Genomic DNA, 18,564 nt, shown 5'->3' with positions numbered 1-18,564 from the left:
GAAACGCAACATGTCGAAAGCAGCAGAACGGAACATGGTAGTAGGTTTAGACATTGGCACCAGTAAAGTGGTGGCGCTGATAGGCGAAGTAATGCCTGATAGCGACATCAGCGTGATTGGTGTTGGTGCGGCAACTGCGCGTGGCATGGATAAAGGCGGCGTTAACGATCTGAACCTAGTGGTGCAGTCCATTCAACGGGCCGTTGAAGAAGCCGAATTAATGGCTGATTGCCGCATTGCGTCGGTATACCTGAATATCTCTGGGCGCCACATTGGCTGCCAAAACGAATCCGGCATGGTGCCAATTAACGAAGCTGAAGTAACGCAAGACGATGTTGATAGCGTGATTCACGCCGCAAAATCGGTACCGATAGCGCAAGAACGGCGCATTTTGCACGTATTGCCGCAGGAATTCATCATCGACTCGCAAGAAAGCATCAAGAGTCCAATCGGCATGTCGGGCGTGCGCATGGAAGCCAAAGTACACATTATTACCTGCGCCAACGATATGGCTAAGAACATCGTCAAAGCGGTTGAGCGTTGCGGCTTAAGTGTCGATCGGCTGATTTTTTCGGCGCTTGCGTCAAGCTACGCAGTGCTAACTGATGACGAAAAAGACTTAGGTGTGGCGCTGGTGGATATGGGTGCAGGTACTATCGACATCAATATCTATACCGGTGGCGTACTGCGCCACACGGCGGTTATTCCGGCAGCGGGAAATCAGGTAACCAGCGACATCGCCAAGATATTCCGCACCCCGCTAAACCACGCCGAAGAAATCAAAACCAAATACGCGTGTGCGTTGCGCGAGCTGGTCAGTAAAGACGACAACATCGAAGTGCCATCAGTGGGGGGACGCCCTTCACGCACCATGCAGCGCCATATTCTGGCGGAAGTGGTGGAGCCTCGGTATCAAGAATTATTTGAGTTGATACGTGATCAAATCAACCAAAGCGGACTCGAAGATCAAATTGCAGCCGGTATTGTTTTAACCGGCGGGTGCGGGCGTATGGAAGGCGCTATTGAATTCGCAGAAGAAATATTTCAAATGCCAGTGCGCTTAGGTGAGCCACTGGGCATGCACGGTCTGAGCGATTACGTGCAAGATCCAACCTATGCAACAGCGGTTGGCTTGCTACGTTATGGTCAGGAAGATGTTCAAAACCGCCAAAGTGAAGCAAGCACAACCAACGTGATTGGGTTAGGAAAGCGCTTACTGAGCTGGTTTAAAGGCGAATTTTAATGAAAACAACGTTTTGGATATCTTCACTAGGGGTAGTACAATAAGCAGGTATAAGGAGAAACAACATGTCTGAAGTATTCGAAGTAGTCGACAACTTTGATTCGGACGCAGTGATTAAGGTCATTGGCGTCGGAGGCGGCGGCGGTAACGCTGTCAAACATATGATTAGCGAGTCCATTGAAGGTGTGCAATTTATCGTTGCCAACACCGATGCGCAGGCGTTGCGCAATCATGGTGCTCACGCAACCATTCAACTGGGTACTGACATCACCAAAGGGCTTGGTGCTGGCGCGAATCCAGAAGTTGGCCGTCAGGCAGCAGAAGAAGCGCGCGACGAAATTCGCAAGCATCTGCAAGGCGCTGACATGGTATTTATTGCCGCAGGTATGGGCGGTGGCACCGGAACGGGTGCTGCACCTGTCGTTGCCGAAGTGGCGCGTGAACTGGGTATTTTGACTGTGGCGGTGGTAACCAAACCATTCCCATTCGAAGGCCAGCGTCGCATGGCTGCAGCCAAAGAAGGTATTGAGCAATTAGCGCGCAACGTTGACTCGCTTATTACCATTCCTAATGAAAAGCTTTTGAAAGTTTTAGGTAAAGGTACCAGCCTACTTGATGCTTTTGCTAAGGCAAACGACGTATTATTAGGGGCTGTACAAGGTATTTCAGACTTAATTACCCGCGACGGCCTGATCAACGTCGACTTTGCAGACGTACGTGCGGTAATGCGTGAGATGGGTACTGCCATGATGGGTACCGGCGTCGCACGCGGCGAAGACCGCGCTCAAGAAGCGGCAGAGATGGCCATCAACAGCCCGCTGTTGGAAGACATTGACCTGTCGGGTGCACGTGGTGTGTTGTTGAACATCACCGCTGGCATGGACTTGAGCATGGAAGAATTTGAAATTGTCGGTAACGTGGTGAAAGGGTTTGTATCTGAGAATGCTACCGTCATCGTCGGTACCGTCATCGACATGGACATGTCTGAAGAGTTGCGTGTCACTGTGGTTGCAACGGGAATTGGTGGCGAGCGTAAGCCCGACATCGCATTAGTGAACCGTCGTGAACCTGCACCAAGCTATGGTAGTCGTAGCAGTGGTAGCAGCACCAGCAGTGGCGGCAGTTACGGGAATACCGCAACCGCACGCAACATTGAACCAGAAGCTGAAGAAGAGTCTGTAGAAGCTGAGCCGGTAGCAAGTAAATCGGCAGCAAAACCTCAGGCAAATCAAGGTAAAGACATGGATTATCTCGACATCCCGGCGTTCTTGCGTCGTCAAGTCGATTAGAAACGCTGTTTTCTTGCGGTTTTTTAGATAATCCGTTAAACTATTGCGCCTTTTGCTGGTCAAAAGACTTGATGAGAAGAAGAGCAGACATGATTAAACAACGTACAATCAAGCAGCCGATTGCAACCACTGGTGTTGGTTTGCATAAAGGTAACAAGGTTCAGCTTACGCTGCGCCCAGCACCTGCGAATACAGGTCTGGTGTTTCGTCGCGTAGACTTAAACCCTGCTGTGGATATTCCTGCTAACGCTGAGTTAGTGCGGGATACGCGTATGTGTACCTGTCTGATCAACGATGACAACGTTCGCGTATCAACCGTGGAGCACTTGCTTGCGGCAGTTGCGGCGATGGGCATCGATAACCTGATCATTGAAGTTGATAGCCATGAAATCCCGATCATGGATGGTAGCTCACACCCCTTTGTATACCTGCTGCAGAGCGCGGGAATTGAAGAGCAAGGCGCAGCGAAAAAGTTTATTAAGATTAAACAGCCGATTCGTGTTGAAGAAGATGACAAGTGGGCGGAACTACTACCCCATAACGGGTTCCGTATCGACTTTGCCATCGACTTCGACCATCCGGCGATTGCCGATACTGGGCAAGTGCTAAGCATTGACTTTAATAGCAGTAATTTTATTAAAGAAATCAGCCGTGCACGCACCTTCGGCTTCATGAAAGACATCGAAATGCTGCGCGCTAATAACCTTGCGTTAGGCGGCAGCTTCGATAACGCCGTGGTATTGGATGAATTCCGTATTCTAAATAACGACGGTTTGCGTTATGACGACGAGTTCGTTAAACACAAAATCTTAGATGCAATTGGTGACTTATACATGGGCGGTTACGCAATTTTAGGTAACTTACGTGCATTCAAATCAGGCCATGCGCTAAACAATCAATTGTTGCGTGCGGTATTGCAGAATCAAGAAGCGTGGGAATTTGTCACCTTCGAAGCTGAAGCGGAAAGCGCGCCAATCGCCTTCGCGACTCCGTCGCTGGCTTAAAAAAAACCGTTAGTCGTTATTCGTACGCTTCGCTGTTCCTCCGCTTCGCTCTTCGAATAGTGCGAAGCACGGACGAACAGTAAGCGCAGCTTACGCACGAATAACGAATAACGCTTTTAGCTTTTAGCTATTCTCGTATTTCTCCGCTAAAGCGAGCAACTGCGAACGCAGCGGTTCCTCGCATAATTCCGCCTGCTGACGTAATTTCGCCACCGTTTCACCATCATTATTGTTTGTTTTTTGAACAGGTTGCGTAGGCTTCTCAGCGCTTTGTGCCAAAGGCGTACGCATTTGTGGACGCACCTGCACTTCAAGGCGCGAGATATGCCCCGTAGATTCAGATTGAAAATGCGTTATAATGCGGCTTTGCTGCAGCTTTATTCGATTGGCCAAGGCCGCTGATGAAGCTTCCAGCACAAGGGTGTGCGCACGAACCGACACCACTTTACAATGTGCCAATAAAGGCGACAGCTGCAGTGCATCAAAACATTGTTGCAATTGCTGTTGCCAGCGTTGGTATTGCTCTGTAAAGTCAGTAAAACGCTGTAAGCGCTGACCGCCGAACAGTTGTTGAATATCGCGTGGTCGTTTTCGTGCCATAACATATATAATTAGCAGCGAGAGATTGCATGAGTTTATCAGTCTTCTACCGAGGCACCAAAGTTAAATTCAGTTTTGCGCTAAGTCGTCGACGTATCCTGTCGCTGGCTGGCCTTGCTGCGTTTGGTGTACTTGCTGTGACGAAGCCGTGGGCGCATCAGGGGCTAGACCCAGATAGCGCGCGTGCAAAAATTACAGAAGAAAAACTGGCATTGGCTGCACAAGAGCAGGCGGTGCTCGAATTAAAAAACGAGACCGAGAAAAAGCTGACTGCCATGACCATCTACTTAGGTGAGATGCAGTCACAGTTACGCCGTTTAGATGCCTTAGGGCAACGTTTAGCCTCGGTCGCTGACTTAGACAACGGTGAGTTCGCCTTTGACGAACCACTGATTGAAGTCATGGGTGGCCCCGAAGCCTCAATTACCGATGCGCCAAAAGTAGATGGTCGCGATGTTATCGATCAAATCGAAGGCATGCTCGGTGAGCTTTCCAGCAAACAAAAACAGCTCGCACTCCTTGAGTCTGTGATGATGAGTCACCATATCTCAGCAGAGAGCTATATTGCCGGGCGTCCAATTGAGTCTGGTTGGCTGTCTTCGCAATACGGAATTCGTAAAGACCCGTTTAATAGTCGCCCCGCAATGCACAAAGGCTTAGACTTCGCGAGCCTTGAAGAAGGTGCAGGTGTTTATGCGACGGGTGCCGGCGTTGTAACCTGGGCTGGTGAGCGCTCAGGTTATGGCAAGTTAATCGAAATTGATCATGGGGGCGGTTTAAAAACCCGCTACGGCCACAGCAAAGAGCTGTTAGTCAAAGAAGGTGACGTGGTAACACGGGGGCAGCAAATTGCTCTAATTGGCAGCACAGGGCGCTCAACAGGGCCACATGTGCACTACGAAGTGTTACGTAATAACCGTCAAATCGACCCATACAAATATGTCTATCGCTCGGCTGACTGAAGCCGGGTGATTGCTACAACAGGAAATTAGATTCACATGTTAGGTAGTTTATTCCGCAAGGTATTTGGTAGCCGCAACGATCGCATTCTTAAAGGTTTACAAAAAAAGGTTCAGCAAATTAATGCGCTTGAACCTGAATTTGAAGCGTTAAGCGACGAAGAACTCAAACAAAAAACCGTTGAATTTAAGCAGCGCGTTGAGCAAGGCCAAAAGTTAGACGACCTACTTGTCGAAGCCTTTGGCACCGTGCGTGAAGCATCGAAGCGGGTGTTTAAAATGCGCCACTTCGACGTGCAGTTGGTTGGCGGTATGATTTTGAATGAAAACCGCATTGCCGAAATGCGTACGGGTGAAGGTAAAACCCTTACCGCTACCTTGTCAGCCTACCTGAATGCGCTCTCCGGAAAGGGCGTTCACATTGTGACCGTGAACGACTATTTGGCGCGCCGTGATGCCGAAACCAACCGTCCATTATTTGAATTCTTAGGCCTTAGTGTCGCTTTCAATATTCCAGGTATGAACCCGCAGGCGAAGCGTGAAGCTTACGCAGCCGACATCACCTACGGTACCAACAACGAATTTGGCTTCGACTATTTGCGCGACAATATGGCGTTCAGCCCACAAGAACGCGTGCAGCGCGAATTGAATTATGCAATTGTCGATGAGGTGGACTCCATCTTGATTGACGAAGCGCGTACCCCGTTGATTATCTCAGGTGCCGCCGAAGACAGCTCAGAAATGTACATGAAAATGAATGACATTGTGCCTTTGCTGGAGCGTCAGGAAAAAGAAGACACCGAAGAAGAGCGGGGCGTGGGTGACTTCACCATTGACGAAAAATCCAAACAAGTGCACATGACCGAGCACGGGCAAGAGCACGTTGAAGAAATTCTAAAAGAACGCGGCATGCTGGCAGAAGACGATTCATTGTTCTCTGCAGCAAATATTACCCTGCTGCACCACGTCAATGCAGCGCTGCGTGCACACCACTTGTTCCAAAAAGACGTCGACTACATTGTCAAAGACGACCAAATCATCATTGTTGATGAACACACCGGTCGTACCATGGAAGGGCGCCGTTGGTCAGAAGGCTTGCACCAAGCCATTGAAGCCAAAGAAGGCGTTAAGATTCAAAACGAAAACCAAACGTTGGCATCTATTACCTTCCAGAACTTCTTCCGCTTGTACACCAAGCTGGCAGGTATGACAGGTACTGCCGACACTGAAGCATTCGAGTTCCAGTCTATTTATGGCCTGGAAACTGTGGTGATTCCAACCAACCGGCCGATGATTCGTGACGACCGCGCGGATTTGATCTTTATCACTGCTGAAGAAAAATACGATGCCATTGTGGCGGATATTGAAGAGTGCCGTGCGGCCAAACGCCCGGCGTTGGTGGGTACCATTTCAATTGAAACCTCAGAGCTGCTGTCGAAGTTACTGAAAAAGAAAAAAATTCCACACAAAGTACTGAATGCGAAATTTCACGCCAGTGAAGCTGAAATTGTTGCACAAGCGGGTATGCCAGGTGCAATTACCATTGCGACCAACATGGCTGGCCGCGGTACCGACATTGTGTTGGGCGGTAATTTACAAACTGAAATTGCTGAGCTGAAAGACCCAAGCCCAGAAAAAATTGAAGAAGTGAAAGCCGAATGGCAGAAACGTCACGACGCCGTCATTGAAGCTGGTGGCCTGCATATTATAGGTACCGAGCGTCATGAATCACGTCGTATCGATAACCAGTTACGTGGCCGTTCAGGCCGTCAGGGTGACCCGGGTTCATCACGCTTCTACTTATCGCTTGAAGATGCCTTGATGCGCATGTTTGCATCAGAGCGTATGGCTACTATGATGAAACGCCTTGGCATGAAGCCAGGTGAAGCCATTGAACACCCGTGGGTCAGCCGTGCTATCGAAAACGCACAACGTAAAGTTGAAGGCCGTAACTTCGATATCCGTAAGCAATTGCTTGAATACGATGATGTTGCCAATGACCAGCGTAAAGTGGTTTATGAGCAACGCAACGAACTGCTCGATGAGGGCGATATTTCAGAAACCATCGAAGTGATTCGCGCTGATGTGATTGATCGTGTGATCAGTGAATACATTCCACCGCAGTCATTGTTGGAAATGTGGGATCTCGACGGATTAGAAGAGCGCTTGCGTGCTGACTTTGCCCTGCCGTTGCCAATCAAGCAGTGGTTGGACGAAGACGATAAATTGCACGAAGAAGTATTGCGTGAGCGAATCCTTGATGAGCTGGTTAAAGCCTACCGTGACAAAGAACAAATGGTTGGCGAACAAGTAATACGTCAGTTCGAGAAAACCATCATGCTGCAAAGTCTCGATATGCATTGGAAAGAGCATCTTGCGGCAATGGATCACCTGCGCCAAGGTATCCACTTACGTGGCTATGCACAGAAGAACCCGAAACAAGAATACAAGCGTGAAGCTTTTGAACTCTTTGCCGAGATGCTTGAAGCATTGAAGCTTGAAGTGGTCACAATTCTAAGCAAAGTACGCGTGCGTGCTGAAGAAGAAGTGGAAGCGGTTGAAGCCAAACGTCGCGCCGCAGAAGCGTCACAGCAAAAAGAATATCAGCACGAAGGTGCACCAACCAGTGGTACCAGCGAAGCTCCGGCACAAGCCAGTTCAGCCAAGCAAGTTGGCCGCAATGACCCATGCCCGTGTGGTTCAGGTAAGAAGTTTAAACAGTGCCATGGCAAAATCTAAACGCGTACATGTTGCCGTTGGTGTTATTCAAAACACCAACGGTGATGTGTTCATTAGCCGTCGTCACGCCCATTTGCACCAAGGCAATAAGTGGGAGTTTCCGGGCGGTAAAGTGGAAGCCGAGGAAGATGTTTACAGCGCGTTGTGCCGCGAGTTGCATGAAGAATGTAATATCACGGTAGATGCTGCCTCACCGTTAACCGCTATTCAATTCGATTACCCCGATAAACAGGTGCTTCTGGACGTGTGGATGGTCACTGCGTTTCGTGGTGCTGTGCAGCAAAAAGAAGGGCAAGAATGGGCGTGGGTGCCAGTGCATCAGCTTGAGGCCTATCCGTTTCCTGCAGCCAACCAAGCCATTATCGAGCGGTTATTAACGTTATAGCTGGTGGGCTAGAGGGTTACGGGCAGAGCGCAAGTTCAAATTCAACGTTCTGGTCATAAGAGGCTTTGCCGTTAACCGGCTCGTAACGTAAAAAACGAATACTAAAGCGTTGTTTATGACCCGAAATAACTGGGTAGGCGGGCAAGTCTGCCGCCACACGAATACGCAGCAAACTTAACGGCTCGGTGCTTTCTTGCAGTAACCCATTAGGGGCACTTGCGGTTTGAAAACGCGCTTGGCCGCGCATCAGTTCCAATTCCAACAGTAAACCATTCACTAGCACGTCAAGTTCAGACCACCAGCGGTTGGTGTCTGCATCGCGCACTTCTTGTGGTTGATGCAGCCAAAAGTGCAACTGCGGTACGTCAAAATTACAGGTGCCACCTGGCATCGCGAAACGCTGACGAATTGCACTGAGTAAGCGGTCTTGTTTAAGGTTGCTACCCACGCGACTCATTGGTTGAATAGCCTGCAGCGCATCACCAACCCGCTGCATGGTTTCTTGCAATTGTTGTTGATTCACATCTGGGTGTTCCGCCCAAATTTTTAATTGGGCTTTGCGCCGTTCTAAATCTTTTTGCACGTCGGTGCGCACGTCACTGCGCTCGCATAAATCGAGCACGGAAAATAACGCGCTAAAATAGCGGGTAAAATTCTGTTGGCTGACTGGGGTATTGGGTTGCAGAGCATTTACAATATGCTCCAGACGCAAATAAGTGCGCACCCGCTCTAGTAGCGGGTACTCGTATTCAATAGTCGCCGTATTCTTATTGTTATTCATGGCCTCTATCATAGCTGCTTACAGCGAACTTTCAATCACTTGGCGTATGGGTATCTGCTAAACGCAGGTAAATTTCGTGCAATTTCTCAACTTTGTTAACAAGAAGGCTTCGGTCGCCATCATTGTGGATAACATTGTCGGCAGCGGCCAAGCGTTGTTGCCGTGTTGCTTGAGCCTGGATAATAGCCTGCACCTGATCTGTGGAAACATCATCGCGCGCAAGAGTTCGTTCAATTTGTGTGGCTTCGCTCACGTCAACAACCAGCACGCGATCACAAAGTGTGGTGAGGCGGTTTTCCACCAGTAATGGCGCTGAAAGAATCACGTAAGGCGATGTGGCAGCTTCGAGTTCGCGTAGCAGTTGCTCTCGAATAAGCGGGTGGGTTAGGCCATTCAGCCATTGCTTGTCTTCAGGATGATTAAAAATGCGTTCGCGTAGCCACGCGCGATTCAAACTGCCGTTATCATTCAAAGCTTCGGTGCCGAAGCGTTCTTCAACAGCAGCTAAAGCCGGACTGCCAGTATCCATAATATGACGGGCTATCACGTCTGCGTCGACAACGGTAATGCCGTGCGCTTGAAACAAGTCGGTGACGGTGGTTTTGCCGCTACCAATGCCGCCGGTAACACCCACCACAAACATTAGCCATACACCCAGTTCAGGTAGCTATGCAGTATCTGATCACCCCACAACATAGCAATCACACCGCCACATATTAGAAACGGACCAAAAGGGATTGGTTGGCCTTGTTTGTTACGATGAATAAATTGCCAAGCAATACCTATAACTGCGCCACTGCCTGCGGCAGCAATGATGGTAACCGGCAACATTTGGTAGCCATGCCAGGCCCCAAACGCCGCGAGCAGCTTAAAGTCACCGTAGCCCATACCTTCCTTGCCGGTTACCAATTTAAACGCCCAGTAGACGCTCCAGAGGGCTAAATAGCCAGCTATGGCACCAATCACGGCATCTTGCAGCGGAATATGCCCGCTGTAAACCGCAAAGCCCAAGCCAGTCCACAGCATCAGGTAGGTCATTTGGTCAGGCAACAGCATGTGGTCAGCATCAATAAAGAACATGCTGATCAGCAAGCAGGCTAGAAATAAATACACGAAGGTGGTGAAGGTGAACCCAAGGTTCCACACAATTAGTGCAAAGACGACTCCCGTAAGCAGTTCTATCAGCGGGTAACGTATTGAAATGCCGGTGCCACAACTGCGACACTTGGCGCGCAACATCAACCAGCTGATAACCGGAATGTTGTCATACCATTTTATGGGGGCTTTGCATTTAGGGCAGTGCGAATTGGGCTTGGCCAAATTGAAAGGGGCATGGGCTTCAGGCGTGGTACCGGAAACTTCCGCGCATTCACGTTGCCATTGGCGTTGCATCATGATCGGGAAACGGCCAATTACCACATTTAAGAAACTGCCAACCACCAAGCCAAGTAGTAATCCAAATACGGTGACCCACCAAGTCGCTGCGGGGTACTCAAGTATAATATTCACCTTAGCTCACCACTTTACCGAGTGAGAAGATAGGCAAGTACATGGCGACAATCAATCCACCCACCAGCACACCGATAACAACCATGATCATGGGTTCAAGCAGTGCGGTCAGGTTATCGACTAAGTCGTCAACTTCGCGTTCGTAAATATCGGCAACTTTCGCAAGCATGTCGTCTAATGAACCGGACTCTTCGCCGATAAAAACCATCTGTTCGGCCAGAGTCGGGAACAAGTCCTGTGATTGCATGGCCGTATTCATTTGCATACCCGAAGTCACTTCATCGCGGATGCGGAAAATAGCGTCGCGATAGACAGCGTTACCCGATGCGCCTGCTGCTGAATCAAGTGCGCTAATCAGCGGAACGCCAGCGGCAAACGTGGTTGATAAAGTACGCGCAAAACGCGCCACGGCAGCTTTGTTCAGAATTTCTTTAATGACAGGAATCTTTAGCGAGTATTTATCCACCTTGTCCCGCAACGATTGGCTTTTACTATAGGCCCGTTTGAACAACCAACCAGCCACGATAAATCCAGCGATGACGTATAAAAAGTAGGCTTGGACGATTTCCGATAAGGTAACCACAAACTGGGTCATGGCTGGCAGTTCAGCACCGAAGTCTTTAAACACCGCCTCAAACTGTGGTACCACGAATACCAGCAAAATAATTGTTACGGCAATTGCGACTACGATAACAGAGGCAGGATATACCAAAGCTTTCTTTATTTTAGCCTTCAATTGCTCGGATTTCTCTCGGTACGTGGCGATACGATCAAAGATGGTTTCGAGTGAACCGGACTGCTCGCCGGAATCGACTAAATCACAATATAAACTATCGAACACGTCTGGGTGTTTGCGCAAAGCACCGGCTAACGGTGAGCCTGCTGCGACATCGTTGGCTATGGTTAGCATGAGGTTACGAACTTTAACTTTCTCAACGCCTTTTGCCACCATTTCCAATGATTGCAATAGTGGCACACCAGCCGCAAGCATGGTGGCAATCTGGCGAGTAAATAACGCAATATCGGCCCCGACAATTTTTTTGTCACCCAGCAGCGGCTTGCCTTTTTTCTTCACGCTTTTCGGCATTACTCCCTGGTCGCGCAGCTTGGCACGCACCATGCGGTCGCTATCGGCGCGCATCACGCCTTTAACTTTCTGTCCGCGTTTGTTGATACCAGTCCAGGCAAACTCGGTGATTTCTTTTATGGTTTGAGGTTTTTTTGCCATTACTGCACCTACTTACTCTGATTATTATTTTGTTTATTCTAATTAGAAGTTTGTCACGCGGTTCGCTTCAATCAAGCTAATGGTGCCCTTGGCAACCTTAAGTAACGCCGATTCGCGCAAAGAATTAATACCATCTTTGCGTGCTTGTTTGGCAATATCCAACGACGATGAACCGGTCATTATAAGGTCTGCGATGTTGGCTGTAATCGGCATTACCTCGTAAACACCTGTACGACCTTTATAACCGTTAGTGCACTGATCGCAACCCACCGCTTTATAAACAGTGGCAGTTTTTACCTGTTCTTCACTAAAGCCTTGGCGAAGCATCTCTTCTTTTGGCAGTTTTTCTTCTTCTTTGCAGTGACCACAGAGACGCCGCGCAAGACGCTGCGCAATGATCAATGTTACGGAGCCGGCAATGTTATAGGCGGGCACACCCATATTCATCAGACGGGTTAGGGTTTCGGCGGCTGAGTTGGTGTGCAAGGTGGAAAGCACCAAGTGACCGGTTTGTGCTGCTTTAATGGCTATTTCTGCGGTTTCTAAGTCACGTACCTCACCCACCATAACCACATCAGGGTCTTGCCGCAAAAACGAGCGCAGCGCATCAGCAAAACCCAAACCGGCTTTGACATTAATCTGAACCTGGTTAATCCCCATTAAGTTAATTTCTACAGGGTCTTCGGCGGTAGAAATATTGCGTTCGGGGGTATTAAGAATATTGAGGCCTGTATACAGTGATACGGTTTTACCTGAACCCGTTGGGCCGGTAACTAATATCATGCCCTGAGGCTTTTCCAGTGCTTCTTCATAAAGCTTTTGCTGATCCGGTTCATAACCGAGTGATTCGATACCGATCATGGCAGCTGCGGCATCAAGTATCCGCAATACAATTTTCTCACCGTATAAAGTCGGCAATGAGCTAACCCGGAAATCTATGGCTTTGTGTTTGGAAAGTTTAAGTTTTATACGTCCATCTTGAGGCAGTCGGCGCTCGGCAATATCAAGCTGCGACATAACTTTTAACCGCGCTGCGATGCGTCCTGCTAGCTGCACCGGTGGCTTGGCAATTTCATGTAATACGCCATCAATACGAAACCGCACGCGGTATTCCTGCTCGTAGGGCTCAAAGTGCAAATCCGAGGCACCGCGTTTAATGGCATCCAACAACATCTTGTTGATGTAAATAACAATGGGCGCATCATTTTTAACGTCTGCCGATACGGCTCCGGTATCGTCTTGGCGCTCTTCAGCCGCATCAATGTCCCGTAATTCTTGTTCGTCTTCTGCGGTGACGCCAAGTGCTGATGATTCGTTTTCAAGTACCGTATCAATCAATTTCTGAAGTTTGTTTTCTTCCACCAATACCGCTTCAGTTTGCATACGTGTGCGGAATTGGAATTCATCGAGTGTTTCAATCCGGGTTGGATCTGAAACCGCCACGTACAACACATTCCCGCGCAGGTATAGCGGAATGGCATGGTTTTTACGAATTAAGCGTTCGTTGATGAATTCTTGAGGAATGAAATCGGCATTAAAGGCATCAAGGTCAAGCCACGGGGCATTGGACTCGAGGTAACAAAAGTTGGCAAGTTCGCTTGGCGAAATAAGCTTTTGCTCAATTAAGCAGGCACTAAAAGGAAGCTTATTTTCCCAAGCATACTCACTGCAACGGGTGAGTTTATCTTCAGGGATGAGTTTGTCACGCAGCAGCAAAGCCGCGAGGGAGTGGTGCAGCATGGTTTCTTACCTAACTTCACTGAAAAAATAAAAGGCCTCAAACATAATGTGTGTTCGAGGCCTCTCTATTCATTCGCTTATCAAATGAAAAGCACTGAGCAGATTAACCAGCTATCGCAACAGTACAACCATCTACGCGTGAGCCTTTAGAAAAATCTGAACAAGCGATAGTCCAAGTAAGTACACCACCACCTTGTGAGGCAGTTGGCGTAACCGTTACGTTGATTGGTGTACCGTCAACGTCTACAGCTTCTAAAGTTGCTGAGATAATACCAGCAGTTACGTTTGCAGTTGTTACACCGTTAACGCTGTCAGCAGAAGTAATCGCTTTAGGGATTGGCGTGATGTTAGCCGCTACAGCAGTAGTCGTGCCGTCACCATTATCAACTGTAGAAGCATCGGTAGAAGCATCACAGTTAGCTAAAGCGCCATAAGTCTGATAGCACATAGCTACAGTAGTTTTGTAGTTCGCCAATGCAGCTAAACCAGTAGAAGCTTTAGCACGTTGGGTGTAGTCGCTGTACATTGGAATTGCTACAGCTGCCAAGATACCGATGATCGCAACAACGATCATCAACTCGATTAAGGTAAAACCTTTTTGTACTTGCGCTTTCATGAAATATCTCCCGAAAGTAATTTCGAACTTATTAGTTATTGTTGTGTCTGTCTAAGTAGCATCCAGATGCACATCAGCACTTGGATGGTCACAAAAAAAGACCACAACAAGTCATCTGCATCAGCCGAAAGAACAAGTGGTTTTTGCTTTGTCGACATAACATCGGAAAGCTACTTCATCCACCAGACTTTAGCCTGCAGCCCCGCTATCCGCTAATTTGGTTGGCTGTAAAGCCGCCCTCACCAGTTGGACCGGAGGTTTTGCGTCACTACCTCTCAGTAGCTTTGCCTTTTAAAGCGTGCCTGGCACCTAAGAACCACCATTCCTGTCTTTTCATTCGACAGTGGGGGCTTTTAGTTGCGCATTGCCCTTAAAACATAGCAGATCAATTTAATTCGTCAATAGTTAAAGTTTTTGAAATCTTAAAGAAAGGTCAACGGCCTGTATACTTTTTGTTAAAGCCCCCGATGAAATATAATCGACGCCAGTTAATGCTAATTCATTCAAGCGCTTATCAGTGATGTTTCCGGACACTTCTAAGCGGGTCTGACCTGTACGTTGTTCTACAGCTGTGTAAATATCATGTAAAGAGAAGTTATCAAGCATAATTATGTCGGCACCGGCACTCAGTGCCTCCTCATATTCGCTTAAACTTTCCACTTCCACCTCAACAGGCTTGCCCGGATTTAACCTGCGTGCGGCCTCAACAGCTTGTGCAATACCGCCACATGCCATGATGTGGTTTTCCTTAATAAGGTAGGCGTCGTACAAGCCAATACGGTGATTAAAACCGCCGCCACAGACTACGGCGTACTTCAATGCTGTACGCAAACCGGGCACAGTTTTGCGGGTATCCAGCAGCCTTGTTTCGCTGCCTTCTAAATGCCGAACGTAATGTGCCGTGGTGGTTGCGACGGCCGATAACGTCTGCAGAAAATTAAGCGCAGTGCGCTCCCCGGTTAGAATGACACGCGCCGGGCCTTCCAGTTCACACAGTACGGAGTCGGCATCAACCATGTCGCCATCGGCCACCAGCCAGTTTACCGTAACGTCACCGCCTAGCTGCTTAAACACTTCGTTCACCCAATCAACACCGCATATCACGGCATCTTCACGGGTGATAATCGTGGCGCGGGCGTGCTCGGTAGCGGGTATCAGTTGCGCGGTAATGTCTAAGTCAGCAGAGAGTCCGTTTAAGTCTTCTTGCAGGGCGCGCTGCACCATGTGTTCGCGGTCAGCCGCCAATAAATTAGGGTCTACTCGAGTATCCATGCATGTGCCTTTTATATACGGTGATCATTGCTTAATGTGGCATATTGTAGGGCTGCGGAGCGTTTCTCACAAGAATGTTCCGAATTATTAGTCCGTTGCCAATAGTTGCCTTGCTTCAATGAGATACAATTCGAACAACTTATAATGTGTGCTGTTGAGTATTTGCGTGACATTCACACGCGATTTATTAAGTTTATCAGCTAGCTCCTGATGAGTGATCGGCATAAACCTCAGGTAATAGCTGAGTACCTGTGCCTGGGTAGAAGTTAACTGCGAAAGCAACGCATCAGCAAACTTGGTTGTTAATCTTAAACGATCATCTGTGGTGGGGCGTCCGGTTAGAACCATGAGCCGGTCTTTCTTTAAAGACGCTAGTGCTTGATTCGACAAACTCTCCGTTAACCCAACCCCGACTCGTACATCCCAATCATCCTGTTGTTGTTTCGATTTAAGAAATAACCGCAGCAGCATTGCAATGTCGAGCGCGTGACTTGCCTGTGCGGTTTGAATAACAAAGTGTTTGCCGCGAAATACGTCATATGAGAGCGGAACATAGTCATGAATTAAGCGCAGCCCTAATTCGATATGCGCGCTCAAATGCCTACGGCTATCGGAAGTCTCATTGGGCAAATCGACGACTTCGCCGGTTAACACCGCGCGTCTGGAAATCATGATGAATGTTGTCCTAAATAATGTTAGTAATTAAATATAGTTACATTTATGAAAGTAATCAAATAAGATTACTAAATGAAGCTTTCATACCTACTCTATTTTGCCTTGAATTTACATCTGACTTATAAAAAGTCTATAAAATGACTCAAGATAAAACTATGGTGTTAGCTGTTGTTCAGCAACGCACTACTTAATGAGGCAGATGAAGTCACACACATGACAACACCGAACATCAACAACGGTTGGCTGCCACAGGCCCAACATCGCGAATCACCCCACGCTGACGAGCGTCCTGACGCCAATGACATTAGCGTATTGGTGGTGCATGGCATCAGTTTGCCAGCTGGGGAATTCGGCGGGCCCTACATTGACGATCTATTTATGGGCACCTTGAACACCAGCGCGCATCCAGACTTCGCCGTGCTTGAGGGACTGCGTGTTTCCGCACATTGCTTAATTCGGCGCGACGGTGAATTGATTCAATATGTGCCGTTTCATCGTCGCGCATGGCATGCTGGGCAGTCGCATTACTGCGGCCGCAAGCGCTGTAATGACTTCACCATTGGAATAGAGCTTGAGGGAACTGACCACCAGCCCTACACTAATGAACAGTACCGACGCCTCGCTGAAGTGGCCCGACAACTCATCGAACACTACCCGGGCTTAACGCGGCGTCGTATAGTAGGGCACGAACATATTGCGCCAGTGCGCAAAACAGACCCCGGCCCAGCATTTGACTGGCAGCGGTTCCACCAATTGCTCAGTAAGAAGGTATAAGCATGTATTTGTTGGTAATATTGCTTGCATATTCGTTAGAACGAACGCTAGAAATTACCCGTAACTTGCATTGGCGTCGTATTATTTTACGTTGGCAACATTGGCAGGTGCGCGGCGCGCAACTGGAGGCTTGGCGTCAGCATGATTTAGGGCAAGTACTCTGGGCAATTATCCCAGCGTTGTTTATTGGTTTTGTGCTGGCGCTGCTAAACAATGTATTGCTCACCTTCTTAGTGAGTGCCGCCGGTTTATTGGCCGCCATTCAGGCTCCAGCCGCTCGCGCAGCTTACAAACGCTATTTACAGGCCGAATCTGAAGAAGATGGCGCGGAACAAGCACGCCAGCTGAAACTATTGCAACAGGCATCAGGGCGTAAAGAAGCTGCCCCCGTTGAACATCTATTGCTATGGATTCATTTGCGGCACTATTTTGCAGTGATGATCTACTTCGTGTTGTTGGGTGTTACTGGCGCATTGGTCTATGCCACGCTGCGTGACATGCGTCACAACAAAAGCCCGCGTTGGCAAACTGTGCACCAAATTATCAACTGGTTACCAACCCGCCTGATGACTTTAGGCTTCCTGTTAGTTGGTAACTTCTCCAAAGCGTTGCCGGTGTGGTTAAGTTCCATTGGCAACAAACCACAAAATAACTTCATCGCTTTGACCAAGGTGGCTGAGCTCGCCGATGACCTGACTGCTCCGACCACTACCGCGCTAGTTAAACGTAACTTCCTGTTATATGTGGTTTTTGTTGCGCTATTGACCATTGGTGGTTGGGTTTAGTCGGAATCTATTTGGTTTTTACGAAACCCTGATCTACAATGTTGGTCTATTGGTATTACCAAAGGCAAAAGCAAAAGCGTTATTCGTTATTCGTACGTTCGCTGCGCTCTCTGTTCGTCCGTGCTTCGCACTGTTCGAACAGCAAAGCGCACGAGCAGTGAAACGGACGAACAGCGCAGCGCACGAACAACGGGTTTTCTATGACATTCAAACGCATTCAGCAGACTAAACTGTCAGATGTAATCATGGAACGCATTGAAGCCATGATCGTGGACGGCACGCTCGAAGCAGGGGCGCGGTTGCCGTCTGAGCGCGATCTTGCCGCTCAGTTTTCGGTGTCCCGTCCGAGTTTGCGTGAAGCCATTCAGAAACTTGAAGCGCGTGGTTTAGTTGAGCGGCGTCAAGGTGGCGGCACTTACGTTTGCGATAACATGCAAGAGCGTGTTGCGGAGCCGCTACTGAACTTATTGGCACAGCATCCAGAATCCCAATTTGATTTACTCGAGTTTCGTCATGCCCTAGAGGGCATCTCGTCGTATTACGCTGCGTTGCGCGGCACCAGTGCCGATATCGAGGCGATAAAAGCCGCCTTCACCGCATTGCAATTAGACCCAGGTGCGGAGCTCGCCGCACAAGCGCAGGCGCTGACCGAGTTTAATTTGCGTATTACCGAAGCCTCGCACAATGTGATCCTGTTGCACTTGGTGCGCAGTATGTTGCCACTGTTGCAGAAAAATATTCTTCAAAACCTGCAGGACCTCGCGCACAAGCCGGGCGTTATGCAGCAATTACACGAACATCGGCAGCAAGTTGTGGCTGCCATTACCGCTGGCGAACCGGAGCAGGCTCGAGAAACCTGCCATCAGTTGCTAGCCTATATTGAACATGCGTTGCTCACCTCGAATCGTGAACAGTCACGAATTCAGCGGTCGCTACGCCGAACTCAGCAAGGGTAAGGACAGAAG

Annotated in this window: 18 protein-coding genes and 1 riboswitch; of the genes, 9 read left to right on the top strand and 9 right to left on the bottom strand. The window is 48.8% G+C overall.

Annotated elements, in window-relative coordinates; translation table 11 throughout:
* Positions 1-10 precede the first annotated feature (10 nt).
* The 3 genes from ftsA (at position 11) to lpxC (ending at position 3,536) form a co-directional block, all read left to right on the top strand.
* Positions 11-1,243, top strand: a complete 1,233-nt coding sequence (ftsA, locus tag ACN0UY_RS06170) for a cell division protein FtsA (RefSeq protein WP_128352137.1) — start codon at positions 11-13, stop codon at positions 1,241-1,243.
* A 65-nt stretch (positions 1,244-1,308) separates the two neighbouring features.
* A complete protein-coding gene (ftsZ, locus tag ACN0UY_RS06165; protein WP_417665815.1) occupies positions 1,309-2,532 on the top strand; it encodes a cell division protein FtsZ in 1,224 nt (407 codons plus the stop codon).
* 89 nt (positions 2,533-2,621) lie between these two features.
* Positions 2,622-3,536, top strand: coding sequence for a UDP-3-O-acyl-N-acetylglucosamine deacetylase (lpxC, locus tag ACN0UY_RS06160; protein WP_128352135.1), 915 nt, complete (start codon positions 2,622-2,624; stop codon positions 3,534-3,536).
* Between the two features lie 123 nt (positions 3,537-3,659).
* On the opposite strand, the gene ACN0UY_RS06155 is transcribed toward lpxC, so the two are convergent.
* A complete protein-coding gene (locus tag ACN0UY_RS06155) occupies positions 3,660-4,136 on the bottom strand; it encodes a DciA family protein (protein ID WP_417665814.1) in 477 nt (158 codons plus the stop codon).
* A gap of 29 nt (positions 4,137-4,165) precedes the next feature.
* Here ACN0UY_RS06155 and ACN0UY_RS06150 point away from each other — a divergent pair, with 29 nt between their 5' ends.
* The 3 genes from ACN0UY_RS06150 to mutT are packed head-to-tail and all read left to right on the top strand — an operon-like array spanning position 4,166 to position 8,219.
* On the top strand, positions 4,166-5,098 hold the full coding sequence (locus ACN0UY_RS06150) for a M23 family metallopeptidase (RefSeq protein WP_417665813.1): 933 nt from the start codon (positions 4,166-4,168) through the stop codon (positions 5,096-5,098).
* A 36-nt stretch (positions 5,099-5,134) separates the two neighbouring features.
* Entirely contained in the window at positions 5,135-7,834 is a 2,700-nt protein-coding gene (secA, locus tag ACN0UY_RS06145) for a preprotein translocase subunit SecA (RefSeq protein ID WP_417665812.1), read from the top strand.
* Positions 7,821-8,219 (top strand): 8-oxo-dGTP diphosphatase MutT, encoded by a 399-nt coding sequence (mutT, locus tag ACN0UY_RS06140; protein ID WP_417665811.1) that lies wholly within the window; start codon positions 7,821-7,823, stop codon positions 8,217-8,219. Before secA ends, mutT begins: the two co-directional genes overlap by 14 nt.
* A 16-nt stretch (positions 8,220-8,235) precedes the next feature.
* Here mutT and zapD read toward each other — a convergent pair whose 3' ends face one another.
* The 8 genes from zapD to ACN0UY_RS06100 all read right to left on the bottom strand — a co-directional run bounded on the left by zapD (position 8,236) and on the right by ACN0UY_RS06100 (position 16,037).
* Positions 8,236-9,000 (bottom strand): cell division protein ZapD, encoded by a 765-nt coding sequence (gene zapD / locus ACN0UY_RS06135; protein ID WP_417665810.1) that lies wholly within the window; start codon positions 8,998-9,000, stop codon positions 8,236-8,238.
* A 31-nt stretch (positions 9,001-9,031) separates the two neighbouring features.
* Positions 9,032-9,643 carry a dephospho-CoA kinase gene (coaE, locus tag ACN0UY_RS06130; RefSeq protein WP_417665809.1) on the bottom strand — a complete coding sequence of 204 codons (612 nt, stop codon included), beginning with the start codon at positions 9,641-9,643 and terminating at the stop codon, positions 9,032-9,034.
* Positions 9,643-10,509, bottom strand: a complete 867-nt coding sequence (locus tag ACN0UY_RS06125; RefSeq protein WP_417665808.1) for a prepilin peptidase — start codon at positions 10,507-10,509, stop codon at positions 9,643-9,645. The genes coaE and ACN0UY_RS06125 overlap by 1 nt, the downstream gene beginning before the upstream one ends.
* Position 10,510: 1 nt before the next feature.
* A complete protein-coding gene (locus tag ACN0UY_RS06120; RefSeq protein ID WP_417665807.1) occupies positions 10,511-11,737 on the bottom strand; it encodes a type II secretion system F family protein in 1,227 nt (408 codons plus the stop codon).
* A 42-nt stretch (positions 11,738-11,779) separates the two neighbouring features.
* Positions 11,780-13,477: a type IV-A pilus assembly ATPase PilB gene (gene pilB, locus ACN0UY_RS06115; protein WP_417665806.1), complete on the bottom strand. Its 1,698-nt coding sequence runs from the start codon at positions 13,475-13,477 to the stop codon at positions 11,780-11,782.
* 103 nt (positions 13,478-13,580) lie between these two features.
* On the bottom strand, positions 13,581-14,093 hold the full coding sequence (locus ACN0UY_RS06110) for a pilin (protein ID WP_417665805.1): 513 nt from the start codon (positions 14,091-14,093) through the stop codon (positions 13,581-13,583).
* A 192-nt stretch (positions 14,094-14,285) separates the two neighbouring features.
* A riboswitch (cyclic di-GMP riboswitch) is annotated at positions 14,286-14,392 on the bottom strand.
* Between the two features lie 106 nt (positions 14,393-14,498).
* Entirely contained in the window at positions 14,499-15,365 is an 867-nt protein-coding gene (gene nadC / locus ACN0UY_RS06105; protein ID WP_417665804.1) for a carboxylating nicotinate-nucleotide diphosphorylase, read from the bottom strand.
* A gap of 87 nt (positions 15,366-15,452) precedes the next feature.
* Positions 15,453-16,037 (bottom strand): sigma factor-like helix-turn-helix DNA-binding protein, encoded by a 585-nt coding sequence (locus ACN0UY_RS06100; RefSeq protein ID WP_417665803.1) that lies wholly within the window; start codon positions 16,035-16,037, stop codon positions 15,453-15,455.
* Positions 16,038-16,253: 216 nt separating this feature from the next.
* On the opposite strand from ACN0UY_RS06100, the gene ampD reads away from it, so the two are divergent.
* The 3 genes from ampD to pdhR all read left to right on the top strand — a co-directional run bounded on the left by ampD (position 16,254) and on the right by pdhR (position 18,555).
* Positions 16,254-16,814: a 1,6-anhydro-N-acetylmuramyl-L-alanine amidase AmpD gene (gene ampD / locus ACN0UY_RS06095; protein WP_417665802.1), complete on the top strand. Its 561-nt coding sequence runs from the start codon at positions 16,254-16,256 to the stop codon at positions 16,812-16,814.
* A 2-nt stretch (positions 16,815-16,816) separates the two neighbouring features.
* Entirely contained in the window at positions 16,817-17,599 is a 783-nt protein-coding gene (gene ampE / locus ACN0UY_RS06090) for a regulatory signaling modulator protein AmpE (protein WP_417665801.1), read from the top strand.
* Positions 17,600-17,799: 200 nt separating this feature from the next.
* Positions 17,800-18,555: a pyruvate dehydrogenase complex transcriptional repressor PdhR gene (pdhR, locus tag ACN0UY_RS06085; protein ID WP_417665800.1), complete on the top strand. Its 756-nt coding sequence runs from the start codon at positions 17,800-17,802 to the stop codon at positions 18,553-18,555.
* Positions 18,556-18,564: the final 9 nt, after the last annotated feature.

This window comes from Pseudidiomarina sp. (genome assembly GCF_048268165.1).
GTDB lineage: Bacteria > Pseudomonadota > Gammaproteobacteria > Enterobacterales > Alteromonadaceae > Pseudidiomarina.
Note: the sequence above shows the minus strand (reverse complement) of the source record. Positions and strands in the feature narration are given on the sequence as shown.